Annotated in this window: 17 protein-coding genes; 7 read left to right on the top strand and 10 right to left on the bottom strand. The window is 68.3% G+C overall.

What is annotated here, in order from left to right; all coding sequences use genetic code 11:
• Window positions 1–67: 67 nt before the first annotated feature.
• From ACFY3J_RS34950 to ACFY3J_RS34940, 3 genes are all read right to left on the bottom strand, one after another.
• Window positions 68–1,186 (bottom strand): ParB/RepB/Spo0J family partition protein, encoded by a 1,119-nt coding sequence (locus tag ACFY3J_RS34950; RefSeq protein ID WP_390842527.1) that lies wholly within the window; start codon window positions 1,184–1,186, stop codon window positions 68–70.
• The gene (locus ACFY3J_RS34945; RefSeq protein WP_390842526.1) at window positions 1,183–2,232 is read right to left on the bottom strand and encodes a ParA family protein; all 1,050 of its coding nucleotides are present in this window, start codon (window positions 2,230–2,232) and stop codon (window positions 1,183–1,185) included. Before ACFY3J_RS34945 ends, ACFY3J_RS34950 begins: the two co-directional genes overlap by 4 nt.
• A 338-nt stretch (window positions 2,233–2,570) precedes the next feature.
• The gene (locus ACFY3J_RS34940; RefSeq protein WP_390842525.1) at window positions 2,571–3,122 is read right to left on the bottom strand and encodes a transcriptional regulator; all 552 of its coding nucleotides are present in this window, start codon (window positions 3,120–3,122) and stop codon (window positions 2,571–2,573) included.
• A 259-nt stretch (window positions 3,123–3,381) separates the two neighbouring features.
• Between ACFY3J_RS34940 and ACFY3J_RS34935 the strand changes: the two genes are divergently transcribed.
• Together ACFY3J_RS34935 and ACFY3J_RS34930 are read left to right on the top strand one after the other, a co-directional pair.
• Window positions 3,382–3,879: a hypothetical protein gene (locus ACFY3J_RS34935; protein ID WP_390842524.1), complete on the top strand. Its 498-nt coding sequence runs from the start codon at window positions 3,382–3,384 to the stop codon at window positions 3,877–3,879.
• A gap of 127 nt (window positions 3,880–4,006) precedes the next feature.
• Window positions 4,007–4,129, top strand: a complete 123-nt coding sequence (locus ACFY3J_RS34930; RefSeq protein ID WP_390842523.1) for a hypothetical protein — start codon at window positions 4,007–4,009, stop codon at window positions 4,127–4,129.
• Window positions 4,130–4,144: 15 nt separating this feature from the next.
• On the opposite strand, the gene ACFY3J_RS34925 is transcribed toward ACFY3J_RS34930, so the two are convergent.
• The 4 genes from ACFY3J_RS34925 to ACFY3J_RS34910 all read right to left on the bottom strand — a co-directional run bounded on the left by ACFY3J_RS34925 (window position 4,145) and on the right by ACFY3J_RS34910 (window position 8,097).
• Window positions 4,145–4,798: a hypothetical protein gene (locus tag ACFY3J_RS34925; protein WP_390842522.1), complete on the bottom strand. Its 654-nt coding sequence runs from the start codon at window positions 4,796–4,798 to the stop codon at window positions 4,145–4,147.
• 751 nt (window positions 4,799–5,549) lie between these two features.
• The gene (locus ACFY3J_RS34920) at window positions 5,550–5,735 is read right to left on the bottom strand and encodes a hypothetical protein (RefSeq protein WP_390842521.1); all 186 of its coding nucleotides are present in this window, start codon (window positions 5,733–5,735) and stop codon (window positions 5,550–5,552) included.
• A 143-nt stretch (window positions 5,736–5,878) separates the two neighbouring features.
• Complete coding sequence (locus tag ACFY3J_RS34915; RefSeq protein ID WP_390842560.1) at window positions 5,879–6,964, bottom strand: integrase; 1,086 nt, start codon at window positions 6,962–6,964, stop codon at window positions 5,879–5,881.
• 5 nt (window positions 6,965–6,969) lie between these two features.
• Window positions 6,970–8,097 (bottom strand): serine/arginine repetitive matrix protein 1, encoded by a 1,128-nt coding sequence (locus tag ACFY3J_RS34910; protein WP_390842520.1) that lies wholly within the window; start codon window positions 8,095–8,097, stop codon window positions 6,970–6,972.
• A gap of 45 nt (window positions 8,098–8,142) precedes the next feature.
• On the opposite strand from ACFY3J_RS34910, the gene ACFY3J_RS34905 reads away from it, so the two are divergent.
• The gene (locus ACFY3J_RS34905) at window positions 8,143–8,997 is read left to right on the top strand and encodes a hypothetical protein (RefSeq protein ID WP_390842519.1); all 855 of its coding nucleotides are present in this window, start codon (window positions 8,143–8,145) and stop codon (window positions 8,995–8,997) included.
• 146 nt (window positions 8,998–9,143) lie between these two features.
• Here ACFY3J_RS34905 and ACFY3J_RS34900 read toward each other — a convergent pair whose 3' ends face one another.
• Both ACFY3J_RS34900 and ACFY3J_RS34895 read right to left on the bottom strand, forming a co-directional pair.
• Window positions 9,144–9,668, bottom strand: coding sequence for a hypothetical protein (locus ACFY3J_RS34900; RefSeq protein ID WP_390842518.1), 525 nt, complete (start codon window positions 9,666–9,668; stop codon window positions 9,144–9,146).
• 670 nt (window positions 9,669–10,338) lie between these two features.
• The gene (locus ACFY3J_RS34895) at window positions 10,339–10,950 is read right to left on the bottom strand and encodes a Tat pathway signal protein (RefSeq protein ID WP_390842517.1); all 612 of its coding nucleotides are present in this window, start codon (window positions 10,948–10,950) and stop codon (window positions 10,339–10,341) included.
• Between the two features lie 194 nt (window positions 10,951–11,144).
• On the opposite strand from ACFY3J_RS34895, the gene ACFY3J_RS34890 reads away from it, so the two are divergent.
• Together ACFY3J_RS34890 and ACFY3J_RS34885 are read left to right on the top strand one after the other, a co-directional pair.
• On the top strand, window positions 11,145–12,332 hold the full coding sequence (locus ACFY3J_RS34890) for a hypothetical protein (protein WP_390842516.1): 1,188 nt from the start codon (window positions 11,145–11,147) through the stop codon (window positions 12,330–12,332).
• Window positions 12,333–12,903: 571 nt separating this feature from the next.
• Window positions 12,904–13,350: a hypothetical protein gene (locus ACFY3J_RS34885; RefSeq protein ID WP_390842515.1), complete on the top strand. Its 447-nt coding sequence runs from the start codon at window positions 12,904–12,906 to the stop codon at window positions 13,348–13,350.
• A gap of 77 nt (window positions 13,351–13,427) precedes the next feature.
• Here ACFY3J_RS34885 and ACFY3J_RS34880 read toward each other — a convergent pair whose 3' ends face one another.
• Window positions 13,428–14,780 carry a peptidoglycan-binding protein gene (locus ACFY3J_RS34880; RefSeq protein WP_390842514.1) on the bottom strand — a complete coding sequence of 451 codons (1,353 nt, stop codon included), beginning with the start codon at window positions 14,778–14,780 and terminating at the stop codon, window positions 13,428–13,430.
• Window positions 14,781–15,013: 233 nt separating this feature from the next.
• Here ACFY3J_RS34880 and ACFY3J_RS34875 point away from each other — a divergent pair, with 233 nt between their 5' ends.
• Window positions 15,014–16,663, top strand: coding sequence for a peptidoglycan-binding protein (locus tag ACFY3J_RS34875; protein ID WP_390842513.1), 1,650 nt, complete (start codon window positions 15,014–15,016; stop codon window positions 16,661–16,663).
• 135 nt (window positions 16,664–16,798) lie between these two features.
• Window positions 16,799–17,262 (top strand): peptidoglycan-binding protein (locus ACFY3J_RS34870; protein WP_390842512.1); only part of this gene is annotated, 464 nt, incomplete at its 3' end.

The following is a 17,262-nucleotide window of genomic DNA, read 5'->3' as shown; positions in this document are numbered from 1 at the left end:
AAGTCCGGAAGGCCACGGGCCTTTTGCGTTTCCCCGGGGCTCGGTCGCGGCGACGGCCCCACTAGTCTCAGGCTGGCTGCTGTCCTTGCTTGGACAACTCGCCCATCAGAGCGCTGTACTCGTCCGGCTGTTGTTTCTGCAATGCGCCCATCATCATGCGCGCGCACTGAGCGAAGACAGCCGGTTCCATCTTCAGCTGTAGATGCATGACGACAAACGCAGCATCGTCATACGGCAGCTGGCGAGGTTGTGCGTCTGCCTGAGGTGCCGAGTACTCCGCACCTGACGCAACTGGGTCAACGTCACCAGCTCCCTCGGGAGTCTGGTCTGGCGTCTTAACCGGGTTAAGAACCAAGGGGTGGGCCTCGGCGTCGACCGACGCGTTAACCGGGTTAAGGGCCGCCGAAGGGCCGGATTGCTGTGGCACGGACGCCCCCGCGTCCGACGTGGCCGAGCCGCGCTTCTTACGCGGGGCCTTAACCCGGTTAAGAGCCTTCTCCGCCTCAGTGTGCTGCTGGTCCTTCGGCAGACGGCCGATGCGACGTCCGTCCTTGATGTTCAGCTCGCCCGACTCCACCTTCCCTTGGAGATCCTCGGGCAGCTCGAGCAATGCGAGACGCTGGGACACCCAGGCGCCCGTCTTCCCCAGGCGCCGGCCGACCTCTTCCTGCGTGCCATGCTTGGCCAGGAGCTGCTGGATGGCCTTTGCCTGGTCGATCGGTCGCACATCCACTCGGTGAACGTTGGCGATCAACGCCGATTCGAGGATGTCCTCAGCGGTCGCAGCGAGGTCGTCATTGACATCGATCCGAAGCTCCGCCAGCCCCGCCAACGAAGCAGCAGCCAGACGCCGGTTGCCGTCGATAACGACATACTCCGCCTCCCCGAGCGCTTCCTCCTGACCCGGGTGCGCCTTCAGGAAGGCGGTCCGCCGGGCCACCGTGACCGGCTGGATCTGGCCCCTGATGCGAAGAGAGTCCGCAGTCTCCTCGATCTCAGTGAGTTCCTCGCGCGGGTTGTACGGGTTGTGGGCCAGCAGCCTCAGCTCCACTGCCGCAGGAGGCCGTTTGCCCTCACCATTCATGATCTGCTCACGGGTACGGATACGGCGCGGTGGTTGCTTCGCACCGTTCGGCTCGTCATCCATGGAGAACCCGCGGGTGACCCGCTGCTGCGGGGGCGTCATACGGCAAGCTCCTTCGCCAGGTCGCGCATCACCTGCGCGTGTTCACTGTCCGGGGCGTAGACCAGCAGTGGGATCTCACCGTCTGCTGCCTCCCGGCCTTCCTTCAAGTCACCGATCACCGCCAAGACCGGCGGGGAGCTGCTCTTCTCCCACTCGTTCTTGTTCTCCTGGACGAGCTTGCCGCGGCGGCTGTCGTAGGCGTTGATGATCAGGCCGAGGTAGTCGACCTGGATGCGGCCCTTCTTGCACAGGTCATCCTTCTGTGCCTTCAGTAGCCGTACTGCGCGGTGCGAGGCCCGGTTCGCCCACACGGGAGTGATAACGCCGGACCGGTCCTCGAGCTCGCCTTCACGACGACGCACGTAGTACAGGGCGGTGTCCATGTTCAGCCCGAGGCTGGGCGGGCCGTCGATGATGATGACGTCGTAGTCGTTTTCCAACGGCTCCAACGCCCGTTCGAGCGCGGCCTCACTGAAGCTCACCTTCGACAGGGCGACATCGCGCAGGAAGGCGTCATCGCTCGCGGGTAGCAGGTGCAGCCGGTCGCCGAAGACGTCCTCCTCCAGGGCGACGAGCAGGTCGTGTATGTCGCCCTTGGCAGTGCCGTCCATGTGCATCATCAGCGTCTCGACTTCGTCCTCGTACATGAGGTCCTCGAAGCCGAGTTCTGCTGTGAGGTGTCCCTGCGGGTCGTAGTCCACGAGCAGGACACGGTGGCCGGCCTCCGCGAGCGCTTGGGCGATCCCGGAGGAGAGGAACGTCTTGCCGACGCCGCCCTTCTGGTTGGCGACTATCACCCGCACGACCGGCTGCTTCACCAGCGGCGCTGAAGGGGAGGGGTGAGCGTCGAGCCAGAGCGTCAACGCCTGAGCCAGTCCCTGAACGTAGGTGACACCGCGCTGGGAGCACACCGCTTTGAACCGGTCTGGTTCACCGACGGGGAGGAACGTTCCCCACGTCTTCGCGCCGTCAGTCTCCACCTCGGGGAGGCCGTTAGCTTCGTACCAGGCCTTGACGGCATGTTCAGCCGCGTCCTGGATGTCCATTCCGTGCTCGAAAGCGCGGATCTTCAAGTGTCTACGCAGCCTGGGAGTGAGAGCGGTAATTAGCTTCTCTCGCTCCCCCCGAGGGCTAGGAATGCTCATGAGCCCGAACATTACTAGGTCATCGGCTGGATGCAGCTGACGGACGCACGCTTGTTACACGACTACCCCAGACTGCGCCGACGCCCGAGCAAACGGCGCCCGCAACAGCAGGATGCGCAGCTCGTCGCCGTGGGCGTGGCCGGTGTCGCGGCCGTCGGGCTGATCGTGATGATGGTCCACTGGCTGCTCGCCCACTGGTGGGTCCTCCTCGTCGCTGCGGGCCTTACGGTGTTGGCGGTTCAGCGTCGCGCGGTCCCGCCCAGCTTGCGGACGACCTGGTCGAGGGCCAGGACCAGGTGCGGGAAGTCCTCGGACTCCGCCAGCACCGCCCGCCACCGGCCCGAGTGCGCAAGCGCCCCGACCAACAGGTGAGCATGCTCGCCCACTCCCCAGGCTTCCGGCGGGTCCGGCAGTTCCAGCCAGTCGAACTGGATCTCCTCGCCGGGCGGGTGCGCGATCACTGCGACGTTCCGGCCGGTCGCGGCATGACAGGGCTCGCAGTGAGGCCGGACCTGATGGCGACGGAGCGCGCGGGTGAACGTCGAGTACCCGCCCTCATAGCCCAGGTCCTTGACCTCGTCGAACAGGGTCGAGGCCCACAGATGGGGATCGTCCGCCAGGCGCTGGCGGCAGTACTCCAGGAACGGGACGAAGGCATCCGGGCTCTGACGGCGCTGCCCCGGCACCTGTTCGCCGTTGAGATACGCACGGATGGTCTTGCGATCACGGCCCAGATGACGCGCGATCGCTGAGATCGACCAACCCTGACGACGCAATGCGTGAGCATCCACGTCTTCCTCCCGCGTGAGCATCCAGGCCCCCGAACAGGCCGAACTCGTAGCTCACGCAGGCTCTCCTCGATCAGAAGCCCCCATCCCGAAACGCCGAGCGAGATCACACGAAGGGTGGGGAGATCAAGAGAGCAGGTTTGGCCGATTCGGGAGCGATGGATGGAAGGATGGAAGGTTCCTTCCCCGGCTCTCGCAGAGCCTTCCGATATGTTCTTCCGGACTCGCGGCCAGCGAGGGCCACACACATCGGAGGGGAAAAGTGCCAGGTGAACGGCTTGATGCGGAGTGGGTCCAGTCCTGGTGGGAACGGACCGATGCGACGCTCGCGGAGCTGATGCAGTCGTTCCTCGCAACGCACGGCTTCCCGCCTGGCCGAAACGCCGTGGCACTGGCAACGGATGACAGCATCCAGGCGACGGACGCACTTGCAGACCTGACGCCGATCCCCTCCGATCTGACCACGCTCTACGGGGTGATCAGCGAGGCATCTCTGCCGGATGTCGACAGCGGCTACTTCATCCACTCACCCGCGATGGTGGCGGAGCAATTCCGCGAGTACGGCCCTCCACCAATCAACGGAGAACGGCCCGTGCTGGTCTTCGCCAGCGACGGCGGCGGCCATCTCGTCGCGATCGGAGCGAGCGGGCAGATCTGGAGGTCGACCACGGCTTCCTGGTCCGACGACTTCGAGGTAGTCGCAGCCAGCCTGCGTGAGTTCCTCGAACACATCGGTCGGCGGATCACGGACCAGCTCTGATCACAGCCTGAAGACTCCATGAGAGCGGGCGTGGCCTCTTTCCCTTGCCAAAGGTGGGGAACCCGAGTGAGCAGGTGTGGGGTCACCCCCGAGCAAGGGGCGGCCGTTTTCAAGGAGCGTCATCACCGTGGCGCCGGTCGACACCGACCGGCGCCTGACCCCCGCCGCACGGCAGGCCGTCCAGGACGGCATCCCCGACTCGTACGAAGCCATGGTCACCCTCGCGTGCCTACGGCTCTGGCTGCCCTGACTTTGCGGACACGCCCTAGGACTCGCGCGCCCGCCACATCGTGGCGCTGAACTCGATGCGGTCCGGGTGACCTGTGATCCTGGTGCGGTCCCCACCCACAAACCGCGTGATCTGAAGCCGTACGACGTTGCCCTGGTCGGTGATCAGGCAGAAGCCGCTACCAACCTCCGCCGGCCACTCGGTCATACGCATGGCATCGAATCCGCCCGCCTCGGCGTCGGCCGCACATTGCTCCGGTTGCGGGGGAGGGGACGATTCCGTGAAGACCGCCGTACGACCCTCCTCGATCACCAACTCCGTGAAGGCGTCGGTGCGGTAGAGCAGGTCGGGCTCAACGAGTTTCCCTTTAGCCTCCGCGTCCTCCCGCATCCTCTTGTATTCGGCGGAGCCAAACGTCTGGGCACGTGGCTGGTCAAGGTCGAGCGTGCCGAAGTCCCATCCAGCGGGCTTAGAGATGCCTACCTTGCGGTCTTCGTAGACAAGCTCGTAGCTGCTCGCCGGCGCCTGGGATGACGGCGTGGATGACGGCGCCTGCGAGTCCTGCTCCTGGGGACTCGGCGTCACCGTCTCGCCTGGAGTCTTGGGGGCCTGCGCCGACGGCTTGGACTTGCCCTCCGGCTTGTCTTCCTTGCCGCCATCGGCCAATACAGGAATGACGGTGTTAATCACGCCAAAGGCCCCACCGCCAACGGTCGTAATGACAGCTCCGATGAGGGCGATTTTGCCGCCTTCACTCAGGCCACTGAACCAGTCCCGGGCCCGGCGCAGGGCTGACTGTCGCGGCGGTTGGGGTGGTGGGAGTGGTGGCTGTGGACCGGAACCCCGGTTGGGCGTCAGGTACGGGTTGTTGTTCTGAGGAGGCGGTACCGAGGACAACGAAACTCCCTAGCTGGACTGTGAGTTGGGCCTGGAAGCGTAGATCCTGCGCGAGAAGAGAGCGGCTGACAAATCATCAGGTGACTACGCCGTTGTGACGTCGCGTCCGATGCTCTTAGCCGCGCGGCAGTCAGTTGTCCCTGGTGTCCGAGCTGGGATTCCGAGGCCGAAACGGCCTGCGCCGAATCCTGCGGGGCCCGACCGTACGATGATCGCCGTGACCACCCGCCGCACGCTCGGCGCCGGCCCGAGGCTCCCGCCCAGGCCATCCGCGCCACACAGGCCGACCTTCTTGACGCGCTGCCCGGCGTCCGCCTCCCGGACGTCGGCGAGCTACGGGCACGCGGCGTGGTCGGGAGCCAACCGTCGGCGCCCCAGAAAGCACGTTGCAGCTTGGGGGCCGGGCGTACGCACACCGCCTCGCCGGATGCCTCCGGCTGACACTGGACGCGCCGAGGGTCCGCACGGAGCCCCGGGACAAGGCCATGACATCCCGGGGCTCCGCTATGCACTGGCCTGGTCTAACGAGCTGGGGCCACCTCAGTCAGCCGTTCGACTCGATGGCGGACCGGACGTTGTCGATGTCGAAACCAGTCTCAAGGACCGCGTGGGCGATCGCGAGCAGGGCGAGCGTCTGCGCCTTCGCCCCCGGGTCGTCGACCTCGGGCAGCAGCTCCTCCGCCTGCTCGGCGAAGTGCCTCGCCTGGGTGAGGTGTTTACTCTGGGACATGTTCTCCCCCTCCGTTGTCAGGTGCTGAGTGATCAAGAATGCCCGAGGGCCCGGACAACGGATTACCAGCCGACCGGCTCCAGGTAGCGCTCCCGCCGGCGGCCGGGGTCATCGACGCCGAGGCAGAACCTCGGCTCCAACCGTCAGGTGAGGCCGGCGGAGGCGTTGTCGTCCCAGCCGTCGTCGATCTGCATGTAGCCGAGCATGGAGCGGGAGTGGCGGGCCCAGCCGCCCTGGTCGGCAATGGCGATGCCGTCGCGTCCCTTGCGGCGGGCGGTGGAGGCCAGGCCGATGCGCAGGGAATGCCCGGTCCATGCGATCGGCACCCCGGCCCGCTGCGAGATCCGCTTGATGGCGCGGGTGACGGCGTCCGGTCCCATGCCGCCGGTGACGTGGCCCCACCTGTCGATGCCGACGAACGCCGGCGTCGACAGGTCGGCCCACTGCTCGCCGTGCTCGGCGACCAGGCGAGCGCGGTAAGCGGTCCAGGCCCGCACCGGGCAGACCTCGGGGTCGTCGGCGTAGCGGATCTTGGCGTTGCGCACCGAGTGCTTGGTCTTGCCGGTGAGCACGGCGACGACCATGCCGCGCGGGTGCAGGGTGACATCGCCGGCAAGCAGTCCGGCCGGGTCCTGGCTACGGGAGGCATAGGAAAAGCCGGTGAGCACCAGGGCCTTGTCCCGGTCGCCGGTGAGGGTGTCGGGGCAGGCGCGGGCAACGGCGCGCAGCCCGTCGATGTCGGCGCCGACCGCCTGTCCACGGCCGCGCCGCTCCCCGGCCTGCAGGAGCTTGACCGCCAGGCCATCCAGCGCGGCGCGGGCCTCGGCCTGGTCGTCACCGGACACCTTCACGCCGCGTCCGCGCAGCTCAACGACGGCGGCCGCCAGGTGGGTGGACGCCGAACTGGGGGCGTAGCCCGTGCCGTTCTGCCGGCCCTCGCGCAGCATCCAGGTCACGAACGCCACCAACGCGCCCCGGGAGCCCTCCCGTTCGGGCAGGCCGGTGCTATTGCAGAAGCGGGTCCACACCCGCCAGCTCTTGGCGTAGGTGTCGACTGTGTTGTCCGGGGTGATCTCTGCGGCGACCGCGTCGGCCAGGTCCTCCGCCTCGGCCAGGCGGCGGGCGGCGTCCACGCCGTGCCGGGCGGCCCACCGCTCGATGAGGTTCTGGCGCTCGGTCCGGACGGGTGCGAGCGCACTCGGCGATTCCTCAGTGGGCGGGGAGAGCATCTCGGTCACTGCTGTTCCTCGTCGTAGTCGGCGTCCCACTGCTCCGGGCCGTAGCCGTAGTCCGTAGGGTCCTCCCGCTCGTAGTGTGTCCCCTCCACCGCGTCCTCCCAGCAGCCCCCGCACAGACCGGTACTGCCGTCGGCCGCTTCGGTTGGACGTCCGCACCGGTCGCACGGGACCAGGGCGGGGAAGGCAACTGAGCAGGCAAAGCAGAAGGAGACTTCACCCACGGGTTCGCTGAGGATCCGGACCCCCCACCCGAGCATCCACTCCCCACACCGCGGGCAGGTATTGAGCTCGCTCGGCTCGTCCTGGCCCTCTGCGCGGAAGAACGACAGCAGCTCCTCCGGCCCCCAACGGCTCGCGCAGAACCGGCACGCGGCGACCGGCTCCGCGCCCGGGCCGGCCGTCTCGCCGAGTACGAGGGCCATCTGGTCGCAGTCGGGGCACTGGATGGTCCGGTTCTCGACGCCCTCCTTCTTCACCTCGCCGCGGATGCGGTTCGTCCGCTCCTTCACGAAGGTGTTGATGTTGACCAGGCTCCCGCGCAGCCCGCGCAGCGTTCGCTCGGCCTCTTTCCTCTCCTTGGGGCCAAGGCGGGGCAGAAGCTCCTCGTCGACGAAGCGGATCAGGAAGTCGAGTACCTCGCCGGCCTTGGCCTCCACCGCGCGGGCCGGGGCGGTCAGGCCGAAGTGCTGCAGCTTGTTGCGGTGCTTGCCTAGGCCGGTGAGTGCCTTCTCCTCCTTGTCGGTGATGGGCACGGCTGCGATGTTCCGCAGGCGGGTGACGGCCTGGTCGGTGGTGACGCTGGAGAGCGTGGCCTCGTCGAGGGCCTTGCGGGTGGCGTCCTCGGGTTTGCTGAAGACGAGGATCCAGTGCTCGGCCATCAGCCGGGCCTTGAGCAGCACCTCGACGGCGGCCTGGAGGTGGAGAACCGCGTACTTCACGTCCCGGGCGGTGACCATTGACTCGTTCTCGTCGAGGTGTTCAACGACGCTCGTCAGGTAATCCAGCCCGTTGCGCACGAGCGGGAAGTCGAGCTGGGCAGGAGCAGAGCGCGGCCGGACCCGTGGCCGCCAGTGTCTCGGCGGCGAGCTCGTCTCGGTCGGCGCCGCGGTCTCGTCGCTCTCCATGTGCGGTTATCCGACGTGACCACCCGCGCCGCTACCGTTTCCGCCATGACCACCGGATCCCGCCCGCGCTTCTCCGTCCGCGTCGGCCTCACCGCCGCACCCGAACACGACGGACCGTTCGACGACGTGCCCGAGCACCTGCTCGTGCCGCTCCAGAGGTGGGTCACCGACGCGCTCAGCTACCAGGGGAACCCGCAGAACGACAAAGCCCGTCCCATCTGTCTGCGCCTGCGCATCCCCCCATCACGAGACCGCTACGGCAAGGAGCAGTACGTGTGGCCACTCGCGCAGGCAGCCGGCCCCCAACTGCTGGACGTGGTGGACGAAGTTCTCCGCGCCCGGGCCGCGGCCGCGTGGGAGGTCGAGGCCCTCGGCCGGATGCTCGACGACGCCGGGTCGGCCTACCGGGTCAACGAGGCTGCGGACGGGCTGGAGGAGCGGGTCACCCCGGCCGTGCGCGACGCGGTCCGCCAGACGATCGTCGATGCCGCGGCCGGTCCTGCTGCCGGGTCGGCCGCCGACCACCTCGCCGCGGCCTGGCAGGCGGCCTACGGGCGCGGCCCGGATGCGGTGCGCGCGTACAGCGAGGCCATCAAGGCGGTGGAGTGCGCGGCGCACGCCGTGATCCAGCCCAATAACGCGAAGGCCACCCTCGGCACGATGCTGGGCGAGATCAAGAACGCACGGCACAAGTTCAGCGCGGCGATCCCCGCCCCGGCCGGTGATCCGATCGCCCCGGCCGAGGCGATGATGCGCGCGCTGTGGGAGGGGCAGACCTCTCGGCACGGTGCCCAGACCACGACCGTGCCCGAGACCCTGGAGACCGCCCGAGCCGGGGTGCACCTCGCCGCAACCCTGGTGCAGTGGTTCGTCTCCGGAGCCGTGATCCGCACCCCTTGAGCGCGGCCGGAGCCAATGCCAGTGGCTCCGGCCCCTGTCTCCCGCGCTCTGGACCATGCCGCCCACACGCTCTATGGCAGGAGCCGGCGCGCCCGTGGTGGATGACTTATGGGCGCCGCTCCGGTCCGGCCTCGTCTCTGCTGCGCTCAGTAGCGTGGGCGGCTGAACCAGGCCACGCCGTCCTTCTGAGCCATGAAGACGATCAGCAGAACACCGGCGGCCAGCTCTGCGAGGGATGCCATGACCATGGTGGCGGGGGCGGCACTGGCGGTGAGGCCGAGAGCGAAGGTCCCGACCACGCAGAGCCAGGCGCCGTAGACGATTGTGCAGATGCGGAGGGCGTTGCCTCCCTTGCCAAATCGTGCGGCGAGAACGAGTGCGAGAGCGGCGTAGATGGTGGCCCAGATCATTCCGACCTGAGCGACCAGCATCTGCGCTGCCGCCTTCTGCTCCGCCTCCTCAACAGCGGGGGCATTGGACCACCAAGACTCGCTGTAAGGGTCGAGGGAGCTCTGTGCTGCCTCGGCCTGAGCGAGCGCAGCCAGGCCCAAAATGATCAGGAAACCCGCCAGCAGGAACAAGACTATGCGAGCTGTCTTGACCCGCTGCGGCATGTCCGGGGAGCCGCTGGCGTACCCCGGCTGCTGCACGTACCCGAAGCCGGGCGACATCTGAGGGTGCGGAGGGTGACTCGGCGGAGGCGGCATGTGTGAGAAGCCGAATCCCGGCTGCTGCACGTACCCGAAGCCGGGCGACATCTGAGGGTGCGGAGGGTGACTCGGCGGAGGCGGCATGTGTGAGAAGCCCAATCCCGGCTGCTGGGCAGCAAGGTTGCTCTGCTCGGGCTCCGGACGAGGTGCCTCGTTCATTCGGGTCGTTCTCCTTCGGTCTTGAATTGGCGGGGTCGGATGTCGATCTGATCGGCATGCGCTGGTGGTCGAACCGCTACCAGGGCGGGTAATCGGTGGCGGGCGCGCTGGTGTGCCAGCGCACTCGCGATGTCTGAGGTGGTGAGGGCTCGTGCCGCGAGGCGGAAGCCCTCACCGAAGAGCAGGGTCAGAACACCCTGCGGCGTTCGTGCGGTCAGCCGCGGCCGTCGCATGCCTTGCAGTCGCCGCTGCCGCGGCAGCTATCACACTTCCACACACCGCGGTAGCCGGACCCGTCGCAGGTGGTGCACTTTCCATTGCCCTTGCAGCGCTGGCACTTCCACATGGTGAGTCCTCTTCTCGTTACTGTCGACGGTTGGATGTCGGTAGTCGGCCAGTGGCATCTGGTTAGCCGCGGCGAGGTAGTGCACGTGCCTTCGCCCTTGCACCGCTGGCAGATGCTGATCGGCCCTCAGTACGTACGGGCCTTCTCCCAGCCGCGCGCGTTGTCCAGCGTGGTCGCGAAGTAGTTCCTGGGCGGGACGCCCTGACCATTGGGCAGGTGCTTGCTGCTGAGAGCGGGGCTGTACGTGCGGAAGATCGCGATCGACTTCGTGAGGCAGTTGTTGAAGCCGATGTCGTAGCCGTTGTTTTTCATGTTGTTGAAGGTGCGCTGCGCGGCCCTGAGGTCACCGTTGGCCGTGTTGATGCACCGGTAGGCGTCGTAGTAGCCCGCCCTGTGGTGGCCGTCCCGCTTGATGCTCCTGCGGAGGTCGTCCCAGGTGCCACCCTTGATCCAGCTGCCGTTGTAGTCGCCGGCCGCGATGTGCAGCTTGTTCTTGTAGCCCTCGGTGGCGCCCCAGATCCAGTGGTTGGCGTTCTTCGGGTCGCGGATCGCCCAGGCGACGTGTCCATACGTCCGGCCGGCGATCCGGGCGCCCTCCTTGTCCAGGAAGAGGCATGCCCGGCCGCCCGTGGCGGCGTCGGCCGTGCTCGGGGCGACCATTGGTACGGCGGTCGCCGACAGCACGGCCGCGAGGAGGGTCAGGAGTGTGCGATGCTTTCGGGTCGTCGATCGGTTCACGGCAGGACTCCATTCCTGGGTAGGTGGATTGAAGGCGGATCAGCTCGGTTCCGTCCGCCGCGATTCACTCTCCTGAATTCCGGAAGCCCGCTCCAGACCCTTCGTCCGGAAGCCGCTTGCAGTGCAAGGTGCACAGGCTCTGACCTGCTGTTTCACTAGCGCAGTGCAAGCTTTAGGCAGGAGGAGAAACCGCGGTGGGGGAACAGGGAGAGGCATTCGAAGAGCTGGCGTTCGCCCTCGTCCAGGCCCTGGATGAGTGGAGCGAGTGCCTGCAAGAGGTGATGGCAGGTCCTGGGCCCTCCCGTTCCGGGCTGGTCGCCCGGTTGCGGGACGCGGACCCGAAGATCGACAACCCTCTCCTGGGGCATTGGCTGCTCGGCCGCGATCAACTGCTCGGCGAGAACAAGAGATCCGGCCGTGTGCCGACCGTCCAGGACACCGCACGGATTGTCGATGCTTTCCGGGGCGATTCCGCGTCCCAACGCCGTCGACTGATGGGGATCGCCAAGCGGATCGAATTACACAGGGCCCAGCTGTACAAGATCAAAGGCCACCAATGGCGAAGCGCGGTGGTCAACGCGCTCAAGGCCCCGGATCAGCCCAGCCCACCGGGCCTGGCCGACCCAGCAGTCCTCCCCCAGTCAACAGACCTGCCAACAGGCCCTGCTGACGGCACGCCAACGCAGGCCCCGGCAGCCGTGCCCACCCCCCAGGTCGTCCCGAGCGAAGACAACGAGCGGCTCGCAGCCGGCCCGACTGCCCCGTCGACGACCGCTGCCCCTCCTGCCCCTGCAGCCTCCAGCTCATGGAAGCGGCCTGCCGGCGTCGTTACGACCGTCGGCCTGCTGATCGCCCTGGCAATCGCAGCGAAGGGATGGCCTGGGTCAACCGGGCAGGGCGGTCAGGCCGAGCCTTCCGCCGGCTCAGCGACATCGGCCGCAGGAACAACTGCTCAGTCCAGTGACGCATTGGGGGGAGACAGCCGCTGTTCTCCGCCCAAATCCGGTCCGTCTGGTGTTCAGCTGCGCGCTTGTGCCAGGGTCCAGCGCGACAAAGTGGCTTTCGCCCTCAAGGTCGACAATCCCACGGCCTCCGCCGTGGAAGTCACGGTCAAGGTGGGCGGCTTCTGGGCAAAAGCGTCTCACGACTGCCAACCTGGGCCTGCCACTGCCCACACCAGGGTTGAACCGGGCACAACATTCACCACCGAACCGGCCCACTGCACGACGGCCCGCCAGGACGCCCCGCTCGCCTATCAGGCAGAGGCATACATTGCCGCCGGCGACGGACAGGAGTGGGTTGGCTACACGCTCTCGCCCCGCGCCAACGTTTACGCGGACCAGGAAACCAAGTGGCGGTGCCCCGGCGATGTGCCGTGCTAGAGGCCCCGTAGCCGGCCCATTCGGAGTGGGCGTAGGTAGACGCCTGGGCCACCCAGTCGTAGCCGCTGTAGAAGCGGATGTCCTGCCCCTGGTGTTTGAACTCAAGGCCGAATGCCGGATGGTCGTCGTGCCATGGCTGCGGGTCCCGCGGGCGCAACACGGCGTCGATCCGGACGGGCTCGCCCGTCCAGTAGCGGCCGGTGACTTGTTCCTCGATGTGGAACCAGCGGTCGAGGATTTGGAGGACGTGCTGGGTGAAGGCGGCTTCGTTGGCGAAGGTGCCTGGGGGCGGCAGGACTGGCTATCGGGTGCCGCTCGCCGGATTGGGCAGCCATGGGCCGGGCATAGAACGCCTCCTTGGGAGCGGGCGGCTTCCCTGGCCGCCTCAGGGTTGCTCTATCAGCAGGGTCTGACAGCGACTACAGCCCGGGCCCCAGGGCCCGTTGGGTGCCCTTGTGGTGCTCTCAGGGCACTCTCAGCGGCCCACCGGCAGACTCCACTAGCGGCTGCAGACGAACGAGCTCGCCGAGTTCGGCCCACCGGACGATGGAAGAAGCGGGTCACCCCGGCCGTGCGCGACGCGGTCCGCCAGACGATCGTCGATGCCGCGGCCGGTCCTGCTGCCGGGTCGGCCGCCGACCACCTCGCCGCGGCCTGGCAGGCGGCCTACGGGCGCGGCCCGGATGCGGTGCGCGCGTACAGCGAGGCCATCAAGGCGGTGGAGTGCGCGGCGCACGCCGTGATCCAGCCCAATAACGCGAAGGCCACCCTCGGCACGATGCTGGGCGAGATCAAGAACGCACGGCACAAGTTCAGCGCGGCGATCCCCGCCCCGGCCGGTGATCCGATCGCCCCGGCCGAGGCGATGATGCGCGCGCTGTGGGAGGGGCAGACCTCTCGGCACGGTGCCCAGACCGCGACCGTGCCCGAGACCCTGGAAGCCGCCCGAGCCGGAGTCCACCTCGCCGCGACCCTGGTCCAGTGGTTCGTCTCCGGAGCCGTGATCCGCACCCCCTGAGCGCGGACACGCATCCGGCCGACGGACCCGCCACCGGAGCCACAGCGGCAGGTTCCGTCCACTTCCGCGGGATGTGGTCAGTGTCCGCAGCCGGCCATGGGGTATTCGAGGTACTTCCACGTCTCGGGGCCGACCTGGCCGTCGACCTTGATGCCAGAGCACTGTTGGACGGCTTTGACGGCGGCTTCGGTCCCGCTGCCGAATTTTCCGTCGACTTCGAGGGCGTAGTCGTAGTTGTAGTTGAGGAAGCACTGGATCTGCTTGACCTTGGAGCCGACCATGCCCTTGGCCATCGTCTGGGCGCGGTCGGAGTTGTAGTTGCAGTTCTCCCGTCCTTCGGCACCCAGGCGCACGGTGCTCGTCGCTGTCGGAGTCGTTGACGCCCGCGGGCTTGGGGTGGCCGTGTGCGGAGCCGGGGCCTCGGCGGAGGGGGATGAGCCAGGCACGGTCTGCTCGCCCGGGGAGGGCGTGGCGCCCGCGGACGAGGCGTTCGGTGCAGGGGAGCCGATGCCGGGAGCCGGCGTCCTGGACTGGCCGCTGTCCGACTTGTCGTCGTTGGGTGTCGGGGTGGTGTCAGCGGGCAGCTCGGCGTCGATGGGGCGGTTGCTGGCGGCGGGCGGGGGACCGACAGCTGCATCCTTGTGGTCGGGCATGGAGGCCCAACGGCCGAGGACCAGGACCACGACGAGGCCCGCGAGAACGACTAGCTTCGCCGGGACCTTCCGCTTCTTCCCGGCGCGAGGCTCGGTGGTGACCGGCCGGACGACGACAACTTCCTCGCCGACCGTGGGAGCGGGTGTGGCCGGTGCCGGAACGGCAGCGTCGGGCCGTTCTGCTGACGGGCTGTGGCCGGGTGGAACGGACGTAGTCGCAGGCGGGACGGCTGGAACGGGCGCCGCTGCCGGTGAAACAGGCTCGGTCTGGGGAAGCGCAGCGTCGCCCGGACCGGCGTGCGCGTGCGCGGGCGGCCGTGGGGCCGTGGCGGCGGCCGGTTCGTCGGCCGGAGTGGACTTGGCGGTCGAGGAGCCTTGCGTGGGGGGACCTGCCTCCGCTCTTTCGTCGGCCCCTGTGCCCGGGGTTGTTGAGTCGGTGGCAGGCTGTGCCTTCTCGTCGCTGGAGACCGTATCGGGCTGCGTCTGCATGGTGGGGGCGGGCTGTGCGCGGCGGGCGTCGTCGGCTTCCTCCCACAGCCGCAGGAAGTGGTCCCGGTTGAGTCTGCGGCGGGCGCACAGCCGCTCGATCGCCTCGCGAGGCGGGAAGCCTTCGCCCTTCAACACGCGGTTCCACGACGACCGGGAGTACTGGGTGTCGTGCGCGAACGCGTCGAGGGAAAGCTTCTTGTCCTCCTTGACCCGTACGAGCTCGACGCGCAGCGCCTCGACTTGAGCTAACTGCGTCGCGTCCCTGGCGCCCTGGTCCTCGGAATGCACTGATCCCCCTCCTGAGATGCCGACAAGGCGTGTTCCACAGCCGTTCCTTTCCGCAGGTCACAGGCCTGCGGAACGCGCGGTACGGCGCGGTACGGATGGAATGGCGATCAGGTTACCGATGGCACGGCGGTACCACGAATCTCCATCTCGACAGCGCAGCCCGGTCGGGCAGCGAAGCCGCCCCGCCCTCCCGTACGAACGGGTGGGCGGGGCTCGCAGATGAGAGATGTGAGATGCGAAAGCACGTCAGGAACCTGATCCTGCAGGCCCTCGCGGTCGCAACGGTGTCCGCCGGCACGTACGGCGTGGTGAGCGCGAGCGGGGAGTCGGCGAACGCCGCAAGCCCCACCGTGTACGGCGTGCGGGGCATCGACACCAGCCACCACAACGCCCACCCGATCCGCTGGTCGGCGGTGAAGGCGTCGGGGGAGAGCTTCGTGTTCCACAAGGCCACCCAGGGCACCGGGTACCGCGACCCGAAGTTCGCCGGCGACTTCGCCGCCGCCCTGGACGCCGGTCTGATGGCGGCGCCGTACCACTTCTACGACTCCGGCACGGGCGCCGCGCAGGCCGCCCACTTCATCCGCACGGTGAAGGCCGCCGGCTACGACGCTAAGCGGCCCGGGCAGCTGCCGCCGGTGGTCGACCTGGAGAGAGTGAAGGGCCGCTGCCCGGCCGGGGTGAACAGCGCGCAGATCGCCGCGTTCCTCGCCAAGGCGAGGGAAGCGTTCGGGGTGAACCCGATCGTCTACACCTCGAAGGACTTCGCCGACACCTGTCTGCGCGGCAAGGTCAGCGCCCTGGCGAACAGCCCGCTGTGGCAGCCGCGGTACAAGAGCGGGTCGACGGAGCCCGCCCCGGTGGGCGGCCGGTCGTGGTCGATATGGCAGTACACCGAGCACGGCTCCGTCCCCGGCATCAGCGGCCACGTCGACCATAACGTCTACAAGGGCACCCTGACCCAGCTCCGCCGCCTCGCCCACCTCGCCCCCGCGTCCGGACAGCCCACCCCGCCACGCGGCAACACCACGCCCGCCACGGCGAAGTCCTGGCCCATGTTGAAGTCCGGCTCTCGCGGTACGGACGTGCGCACCGCCCAGCACCTGCTGAACGCCGCCGGTCACCGCCTCGACGCCGACGGTCTGTTCGGCCCGGCGACCACGGGCGCGGTGAAAGCGTTCCAGAAGCGCAACGGGCTGAACCCGGACGGAATCGTCGGCCCGAACACCTGGAACAAGCTGATCCGGACCGTCCGCCAGGGCTCCAGCGGCGAGGCCGTCAAGGCCGCCCAGACCCAGCTCGCCGGCTACGGCCACAACATCAGGATCGACGGCGCCTTCGGCCCGGCCACCGCGAGCGCGGTGAAAGCGTTCCAGAAGCGCAACGGGCTGAACCCGGACGGAATCGTCGGCCCGAACACCTGGAACAAGCTCGTCGCCGGCACCACCACGAGCACCCCCGCCCCCACCACCCCCGCCCCGTCCGGCAACGGCAAGCTGACCAACCGCCAAGCCCTCACCCAGCTCGCCGCCGCCGGCATCAACCACCCCGTCGGCCGCACCTCCCTCGACGGCGTCCGCGCCCGCACCATCCAGGGCGTCATCGCCCTGAAGAAGGCCAGCGGCTGCACGATCACCATCACCGGCGGCACCGAGTCCGGCCACAGCAACGGCGAGTACTCCCACGCCAAGGGCTACAAGCTCGACCTGCGCACCCGTGACGAGGGCCGCTGCGTCACCAACTGGATCAAGAACACCCAGCGCAAGGGCAAGCCGCGCGGCAACGACCCCCGCTGGCACGGCACCCTCGCCGGCATCTCCCTCGAGTACGTCTACGAGACCCCCAAGCGGGGCGGCGTCCACTGGGACATCACCTTCATCTGACCCTCCCGGCGGCCCCTGCAGGCGGAACACGCCGCCCGGGGACCCGCCCTCCCCTCCCACATGAACCTGGCCGCGCCCTGCCCGGGCGCGGCCCATCACCCCGGACATATCAAACAGAAAAGGATCAAAGCGATCATGAAGCGCTCGCCTCGTGCCCTGTGGACCACCGTCACCACAACCCTCGCCATCGCAGCACTGACCGCACTCGGTGCCGCACAGGCCCCCGACACCGCCAACGCCAGCAGCAGCGACCCGGCAGCCGCCGCCGCTCGCCCCGCCGGCACGTCCCAGCAGAGCTGGCCCACGGTGCGCACCGGCAGCCACGGGCACGCCGTCGTTGCCCTGCAGCATCTGCTGGCCGCCCGCGGCCACGCTGTCACCCCGGACGGTGCCTTCGGCCCGCGCACCGCGGCCGCCGTCAAGACCTTCCAGCAAAGCCGCAGCCTTGAGGCCGACGGCGTCGTCGGCCCGAAGACCTGGAACGCCCTCATCACCACCCTCAGCACCGGCAGCCACGGGCACGCCGTCGTTGCCCTGCAGCATCTGCTGGCCGCCCGCGGCCACGCTGTCACCCCGGACGGTGCCTTCGGCCCGCGCAC

The sequence above is a fragment of the Streptomyces sp. NPDC001231 genome, from assembly GCF_042896885.1.
Taxonomy (GTDB): Bacteria; Actinomycetota; Actinomycetes; order Streptomycetales; family Streptomycetaceae; genus Streptomyces.
This window is presented reverse-complemented; position numbering and strand designations above follow the sequence as displayed.